We start from the raw sequence: 7,513 nt of genomic DNA, 5'->3' as shown, positions 1-7,513 counted from the left end.
GGCTTGCACCGTGCGGGCTTTCAGGACTTCATCGGATGACTCTGGTAATCACCGATGGAGAATTTTGGTGGGCTGGCGGAGTCTGAATAACTCACGTAAATATCTGTTAATAGGTGGCTTTAACCAATTCAACTTTCTTCGGTATACCTAAGCGTATACCAATGGCGATTTGTTGCAGCGCTTCCTGTGATTAAGAGAACCTGTTTTTGGATAAATCACATCTAGAAAAAAACTTTTTTTTTAGAAAAACTATTCACACTGTTCACTGTGCATTTTTATTTATAAAATTCATGACATTACGTGGTGAATGGTTGGTGAACAGTGAACACTTTACTGTTCATTTTACTGGCTCACAGAGGATTACCATACGAATCCTTAAGGACTAGCGGTCATTTTCGCCATTCTCTTGTTCCACTAATGTTAGACATCACATCGTCGAAGTTGAATCTTGGATCTGTATCTGGATTAAATTGGCCATTTTTACTTTCATAAATGAAATTTTGACAATCACAATTGCTGTCACTTTCGCCGCAGTCCATGCATTCAGCATTACAGTAATCTATCATCCTATCAATGGCATCCCAGGGTTCATAATCGTAGTCGAAATGTCCATAACCACTACTGCCATAAATTCTTCCATTTATGAAGTCGTCAATGTCACTAATATTTCTTAACTGGCAGTTGAAAATATTTGATATAGGTCTAAGGACTACCCTCGCATAATCAAATTTGTATAAGGGCATTTCAAAGAAAACCTTACCATTATCAGTTTTAAGACTGTGAAAAGATAAATCTCCATATTTTTCTATAAGTTCCTTATATCTTTTTTTATCCAATTCAACATGCTTGAATGAGTTGTTAATCGCATCCAAAAGAGAAAACTTATTGCTAATGTGCTTACTCCCATCCACTTCATATCGTTCATCGAAGCTTTTAATAAAATCAGTTCTGGTTATTTCAGTTTTCTTTTTTGCAAGAAATATCATGTAATCAACAACGTGAGCCAAGATTGCGTTAAATGAAAATACATGATGAAGCTTCAGTGTATTGTTGTTTAGTATTGTGAAGAACTCTTCAGATGCTGGGGTTAAAACATCATCCAAATAAGAAAGGAGATAACTTGCATCTTTTTCATCGGAGCTGCCTGTGTATAGTTCTATTGCGCTTCTTTGATGGTTGAGATTTATCATTAATAACCGCCAGTAAGTTCTATTAATCTGGGAAAATTAACCGTGATAAGTGAAGTATAGCGACTTCCTTCATTGCTATGCAATCATACGATTGTTTCATTACATTGAATCAATTCTCACTCAGAACTGTATCTTAAATTGTGCATAATGTCTGGACTGAGAGTGCAAAAAAAAGACCGGCGATTGCCGGTCAGGTCAGGTTATTTCGCTAGGGGGTCATCACATTTCGGCAGCCAGTCGGCGTTGCTTTCCTCTCTTAACGCGAGATTGGTTTGTATGCCCTGATTTTTTCGGCGCTTCTCATAACTTAGCCCGTACTCTTTCAGCATGGCTGGCAGCCCCTTACCGAACATGGTGAGGCTGAGAGTATTCCTGTAGCCGTGGGCTTCCATATACGCCAGATAGGCATGATACAAATACAGGCGCGGCTGACGCGGAATGATGTTGGCATTGCCAATATACATGCCCTCAGGCTCCGGCAGTGCCTCCAGATAGCCACAAAAATCAAAGGCCGGATCGGCGTCGCGTTTGATGCTGAGTGCCTCGTCGGAGTTCTGCTGTGACTGGAGCAGGGCACGCGCTGTCATCGGGTCGCTGAACTTCTGCATTAGCTGGCGCACAATCACGGCCAGCTCACGGGCGATTTTGTTCTTGAGCTGCGGGTCGCGTTCATCCGGGGCAATCTGTTCCGGGAAATGCAGAATCACCCGGCGACGGGAAACACCGCCGCTGCGGTCGGTAAATCGCATCGGGTTGTTGTTCACGGCCAGAATCACCGCCGGGATATGGGTGGAGTAAGCATCCTTGTATTTCGGGTCGACCGAGACCGCATCACCGCCGGTGATGGCCTTGAGTCCTGCCCCGTCACCGCTCCATTTCTCCTGGTCAGGCAGACGGATGAGCGAGAAGCCAATCAACGCAGCACGTTCACGTGGTGATTCCAGCGTTTCGATGGTGGCCGACGTGGCGTTATCTTCCCCGGCAAGCATTGTCGCAATTTCGGCCAGAATACTTTTACCGCTGCCACCCGGCCCGGTCACTTCGAGAAAGAGCTGCCAGTCGTAACGGTTCGCCAGCACCATAAACAGCGCGGCCAGAATCACGTCGCGTTTTTCCGGTCTGCCACTGGCGGCACGGTCGAGCCAGCGCCAGAAATCCGGGGCGTGGGTTTCCAGCGTTTCCCCCTCCACCGGCGGGGTAAAATCGACATCACAGAGTGTGCGCAGCCAGTGCGATTTATGATGCGGGCTGAAAGTACCCGTGGCGGTATCGAGTACACCGTTGCGAAAGCCAATCAGACGCCGTGCCGGGGCATCCTGCTGCGGAATAATCAGTTTCAGGGTCTCCACCACTGAGGCAATTTTCCCCGACGAGAACGGTGCGCGCAGACGCTGGAACAACCCGGCCACGTCGCGGGCAAAATCCGACGGCGGAATGATTTTCCATATCCCGGCCTCATAGCGGGACAGGAGCTGACCGTTTGCATCCACGGCCAGCGCTTCTCCGTAATGCTCATGCACCCGCATTGCCTTTTCACTGGTGCTCATGGCGGTAAATTCCGCCTCGCTCATGGTAGTGAAAGGACTGTCAGCCGGTGGCCGGATGGCGTCATAAATCGCTTTCCGCGTCGCCTCCTCGCCTTTCTGAACGAACGCATCGTTCCAGTCACCGAACACCGGCGGCAGGGCAACAATACCCTCACAGGCGGCTGCGGCCGCAGCGGCTTTGCTCTGGCCGTCGCCGTTAAGGTCACGGTCGGCGGCGAGAACAATCTGACAGGCCGGGTGTTTTTGTCGGGCAAGGCTCGCCAGAGAAAGGAGGTTCACGGAGGACAGCGCCACCATGACGGTTTCCCCGGTCAGGTGATGCACGGTGAGTGCGGTCGCATAACCCTCTGCAATCCACAGGCGTTTTCCGGCCTGTTTTTTCCCTTCGATGACATGACATGCCCTTTTGACCTGACCGCCTTTCAGGGTGCGTTTGAGACCGTCAGCATTGATAAGCTGAAGGTTAACCGGTGCGCCGGTATCGTCATACAGCGGGACAACCACATCACCGGCGCGGAACGTCACGCCGCCGGTTTTATGCATCGACGTCAGTACCGGACATTCCCGGTCGGGGAAGCCCTTGCGGGTCAGGTAGGCGTTGCCGCTGGCAGGTCGGGTTTTCTCCATGAGCCTGACGGCCAGTGCGGCCGCAGCCTTGCGGTCAGCCTCCGTTTCAGCCTCTGCGGCCGCAATCACTTCCGGGGCAACCGGCGGCATGTTGCCGGTCACGGCGTTCACCTTTCCGGCGGCCTCGGAGGCCGACACGCCAAATACCTTCTCAACCAGCTTAAGCCCGTCACCTGCGCCGCACTGGTTGCAGAACCACGTCCCGCGTCCCTCTTTATCGTCAAAGCGGAAACGGTCAGAGCCGCCGCACATCGGGCAGGCCTGATGCCGGTTTTTAATCACCTTCACACCCAGCGCCGGGAGAATACGCGACCAGTGGCCGCAGGCATGTTTTACCGTTTCCGTTACGTTCATTTTCATGGTTATTTTCTCCCTCAGTGCAGTACCGTTGCGGTGATATGACGGGCGCAAAGCTCATCCATCACGGCCAGCCCGAGAAAGGACAGTGACGGCGCGGATTTGAGTGGTCCGGCTTCCATTAAATCTTCCAGTAGTGCACAGGCAATCTGGCGGCCTTTTTCCTCGCCGTGCTGGCGCAGGTAGAATCCCTCCAGCTCGGCGGCAATGGCGCTTTCCAGTGTGTCGAGGGTGAGTTGCGGGTAGCGGTGCTGACGTTCGCACAGGGTCAGCCATGCACAGGCCACGGCGCGACGATACAGCGCGGCGCGTAATACGGGCGGTAATGGCTTTTTCATACGTTGCCCTCCCCGGTCAGCCAGTGCTGATTGCAGCGCTCGACCACGCCGTCGAGCTGTGCGGTCATGAGGTAAATCACAGAGGTGAGCTGTAACTGCTGCGCAGGGTCACGCCTAACGGTAGCGCAGTCCTGCACCTGCATCAGGTCGCCGACGAGCTGGCCGACGTTGCGCATATGCTCAAGGCATTCGAGGTCACGGGCGGTAATGGTGGTGTGTCTCATGCGCACACCTCCGCAACCGGCAGACGGCCAGCGAACGAGAGGACGTAATCACGAACAAGGGAACGGCGTGCGGCGTGCTCATCACCGGCAACGGTGCGAAGCATACAGATACGGGGTCTGCGGTCTGCGCGACGGACAGCAGCAAACACAAAGACAAACTGCGGGTGTGGCAGGGTGAGGGTCGTAGCCATAGGGGCAACCTCCAATAAGTAGCGGTAATTGCCACCACCGGAGTTCCTACGCTCATGGGTGGTGACCCGAACGGGGGTAGGAATACCGGCCTTATTGGAAACCGGCCAGCCCGAAGGCTGCCCCGCCCGGACCACCATTATCTGACAGGGGCTAAGGTATAAGCACCACAGCCCGGAAAATGGGTGTGCCTGAGCAACGACGTAAAAAAAGACGCATGGCGCGTCTGGTGTCGCCAATAAGTAACTCGGGTTCCTACGCCCGGCTGCCGATTTTGCGGCAGCGGGAAAACTATACCTGGAAACGATGAAAAGAAGCAAGCCAGAAAAAGGGGCGGTTTGCTGAACGGTCATCATCATGCGTCACAGCCCCGGTTGCGTTCGGCAATGCGATCCGCCATCCATGCCGTGATCTCAGACTGCGCCCACGCCACGTTTTTACCGCCCAGACTGATTTGTTTCGGGAAAGCCTCCCGGCTGATGAGGTCGTAAATCGTCGACCGGGACAGGCCACACAGATGCATCACTTCGGGCAGGCGGATAAAGCGCTCCTGAACGGCATCAGAAACCGGCATCAGTGGCGCGGCAGGGGCAGAAGACGGGGAAGAAAAAGCGGTTTGCATCGGGCTACCTCATAATGTCCATACAGTGCCGGTCGTGTCCGTCCGGCCTCGGGTAGCTCTCTATTTTGTGAATATTTTCTCTCAGGGCAACAAGTCATTTTGCAGTACTTCACCACACAACAGACTGTTTTTTATACAGCGACAATCTCTGACAATGTTCTGGTATATCGTGGGTATCCTTTGGCACATTCTGGCACATCCATACATAACAAAAAGTGGTTAATAGATTATTTTTTATTAATAAAAAATATATACACCTCCAGGAGAGTTCAGAAGATGGGTGAACAGTGGTGAACAGACGGTGAACAGTCAGACCCTCAACTGTTCACCCTTTATCTTACTGTATTAATTATATTTTTATTTAAGGTGAACAGTAGTGAACAGTTATATGTAAAAAAACAAACGATGAGTAAGGTTTTGCTGAGACCTTTATCTGGCAAGCCGGGTTTAAAGTGCTGTTTGTGCCAGAACTGCCACAACTGCAATGAATCGAGATGTTGTGTCATGAAGGGCAGAATCATTTCAGGTTGAATAAACGGAGAGCCTGAACATGAAACCCGAAACACTCATTACCGCCCTGCAAGACGTTGCCGCTCAGCGGTACGCAGAGAACAGCCAGCGCATCACCGACAAGCTGAGCGCATTCACTGCGGCAAGAGACACCCACGCGGCCAGCATGCAGGTTCTGAAAGAGATTGATACGTCCATTGAACGCTGTAAGCAGGAGCGGCAGACCGCCCTCGATGAGAGCACTGAGGCGGAGCAGGACTGGCGCAGCCGCTTTCGCACCCTGCGCGGCAGTCTCACCCCTGAAATGAAGGCTGAGCACAGCAGGCGTATCGCCAGCCGCGAGCTGGCCGACGAGTTCACCGGTCTGATTGCGGAGCTGGAGACCGACCGGACACGCGCCATGCTGAATGCCTGCTCCACCGGCAATAAATACCTGTCAGCGCATGAAGATGCCTTTACCGCTTACGCCGGTGCGGAATGGGCTCAGGCTGTCAATGCGGTTCCTGTCACCCTCATCCGCGCTTTCCTGCTGCGCATTCGTGCCCTCGAAATGAAGGGAGAAAGCGCCCCGCAGTCCGTGGCCACCGGCGAGCTGCGCGACGCGCTGAGCCGTCAGGGCAGCATGTATCACTTCGACATGACACAGGAGCCTGTATTGTCCGTGACGGGCATGCACCGGCCGCAGATTACTGACGTTGATACGGAGCTGTTACGCAGCCCTGCGAAGAGAATGATGCTCGCCAGAAAACTGGCTGAAAATGGCGAGACAGAAGCGGAGGAGTAAGCATGTTTCACTGTCCGTTCTGCAAAACCAGCGCGCATTCCCGCACCAGTCGTTATCTGTCCGATAACGTCAAACAGCGCTATCACCAGTGCATGAACATCGAGTGCTCGGCCACGTTCCGCACGCTTGAATCCATCGACGGGGTTATTCGTTCACCGGTGACAGAGCCGGTTATCCCGCTACCCGCACCGGCGGCCACCGTTAACCGTGCCGGTGCGTAAGCACGGCCAGACATCAGGAGAAACATACGTGACCACACTGACGCTACAGAAAGCCTTTGAGGCCTGTCAGGCAAACAAATCCGCCTGGCTGCAACACAGGGAAGAACTGACGCAGGCCGAGCAGGCATACCGCGAACAGCTTGCCGGCAGCGGCCACAGCGGCCGGAGCCTGCAAACGCTGCGCGAGATTATCGACGTGAAAAAGTGGGAAATTAATCAGGCTGCCGGTCGCTATATCCGCTCGCATGAGGAGGTGCAGCGCATCAGTATCCGCGACCGTTTAAATGATTTTATGCAGGTACACGGCGCGGAGCTGGCCGCCGCCCTTGCCCCTGAACTGATGAATTATTCCGGGCAACATCCCGCCGTTCAGCGCTGCGCCATGCAGCACTCACTCGACTATCTGCGTGAGGCGCTACAGCTCTGGCTGTCCGCAGGTGAAAAAATTAATTATTCGGCGCAGGATAATGACATTTTAACGGCCATCGGATTCAGACCTGACGCGGCTTCGTGCGATGATAGTCGTGAAAAATTCACGCCTGCACAGAACCTGAATTACACCCGCCGTCGCGCAGAACTGGTCGTGCAGTAGTCCGCTTAAAAATCCCCGAAAATTCCGCCATTTTTACGTATAAAAGCCATGCATGCATAAGGTGCATGGTTTTGCATGCGTTTTAACGACACTGAATTCCCCGCCAGCGCCAGCACTGGCGCGCCCTGAGGCCAGTCATGCGCCTGCATTAAAAGCGCCCCCTTAAGCGGGCAGGCGTGGCGGGGAGAGCATTGCGCGCACGGCTGGTGCTCGTTACTAATGTTTTTTGCGCCCGAGTGCCGTGCGGGAAGGGGGGATAGGGGCGATGCCTGACGTCGCGCGGTGATGTTGGCGTGTGGTGCTGCTGAGGGG

At 53.3% G+C, this 7,513-nt stretch carries 9 protein-coding genes; 3 read left to right on the top strand and 6 right to left on the bottom strand.

Going from position 1 to position 7,513, the window contains the following annotated elements:
- Nucleotides 1–389: 389 nt before the first annotated feature.
- From INF58_RS20810 to INF58_RS20785, 6 genes are all read right to left on the bottom strand, one after another.
- Nucleotides 390–1,190: a hypothetical protein gene (locus INF58_RS20810; protein WP_193528422.1), complete on the bottom strand. Its 801-nt coding sequence runs from the start codon at nucleotides 1,188–1,190 to the stop codon at nucleotides 390–392.
- 200 nt (nucleotides 1,191–1,390) lie between these two features.
- Nucleotides 1,391–3,724, bottom strand: coding sequence for a primase-helicase zinc-binding domain-containing protein (locus tag INF58_RS20805; RefSeq protein WP_193528421.1), 2,334 nt, complete (start codon nucleotides 3,722–3,724; stop codon nucleotides 1,391–1,393).
- Nucleotides 3,725–3,738: 14 nt separating this feature from the next.
- Nucleotides 3,739–4,059, bottom strand: a complete 321-nt coding sequence (locus INF58_RS20800) for a DUF5375 domain-containing protein (RefSeq protein WP_193528420.1) — start codon at nucleotides 4,057–4,059, stop codon at nucleotides 3,739–3,741.
- Complete coding sequence (locus INF58_RS20795) at nucleotides 4,056–4,283, bottom strand: hypothetical protein (RefSeq protein ID WP_001216598.1); 228 nt, start codon at nucleotides 4,281–4,283, stop codon at nucleotides 4,056–4,058. Before INF58_RS20795 ends, INF58_RS20800 begins: the two co-directional genes overlap by 4 nt.
- Nucleotides 4,280–4,831, bottom strand: a complete 552-nt coding sequence (locus tag INF58_RS20790; protein ID WP_193528419.1) for a host cell division inhibitor Icd-like protein — start codon at nucleotides 4,829–4,831, stop codon at nucleotides 4,280–4,282. The genes INF58_RS20795 and INF58_RS20790 overlap by 4 nt, the downstream gene beginning before the upstream one ends.
- Nucleotides 4,828–5,094 carry an AlpA family transcriptional regulator gene (locus tag INF58_RS20785; protein WP_017694457.1) on the bottom strand — a complete coding sequence of 89 codons (267 nt, stop codon included), beginning with the start codon at nucleotides 5,092–5,094 and terminating at the stop codon, nucleotides 4,828–4,830. Before INF58_RS20785 ends, INF58_RS20790 begins: the two co-directional genes overlap by 4 nt.
- A gap of 550 nt (nucleotides 5,095–5,644) precedes the next feature.
- Between INF58_RS20785 and INF58_RS20780 the strand changes: the two genes are divergently transcribed.
- The 3 genes from INF58_RS20780 to INF58_RS20770 are packed head-to-tail and all read left to right on the top strand — an operon-like array spanning nucleotide 5,645 to nucleotide 7,201.
- Nucleotides 5,645–6,388 (top strand): capsid protein, encoded by a 744-nt coding sequence (locus tag INF58_RS20780; RefSeq protein ID WP_193528418.1) that lies wholly within the window; start codon nucleotides 5,645–5,647, stop codon nucleotides 6,386–6,388.
- Between the two features lie 2 nt (nucleotides 6,389–6,390).
- The gene (locus INF58_RS20775; protein ID WP_023323621.1) at nucleotides 6,391–6,609 is read left to right on the top strand and encodes an ogr/Delta-like zinc finger family protein; all 219 of its coding nucleotides are present in this window, start codon (nucleotides 6,391–6,393) and stop codon (nucleotides 6,607–6,609) included.
- Nucleotides 6,610–6,637: 28 nt separating this feature from the next.
- A complete protein-coding gene (locus INF58_RS20770) occupies nucleotides 6,638–7,201 on the top strand; it encodes a phage polarity suppression protein (RefSeq protein ID WP_193528417.1) in 564 nt (187 codons plus the stop codon).
- The last annotated feature ends 312 nt before the right edge of the window (nucleotides 7,202–7,513 follow it).

The organism is Enterobacter cloacae complex sp. P24RS (assembly GCF_014982165.1).
Lineage (GTDB): Bacteria > Pseudomonadota > Gammaproteobacteria > Enterobacterales > Enterobacteriaceae > Enterobacter > Enterobacter quasihormaechei.
Note: the sequence above shows the minus strand (reverse complement) of the source record. Positions and strands in the feature narration are given on the sequence as shown.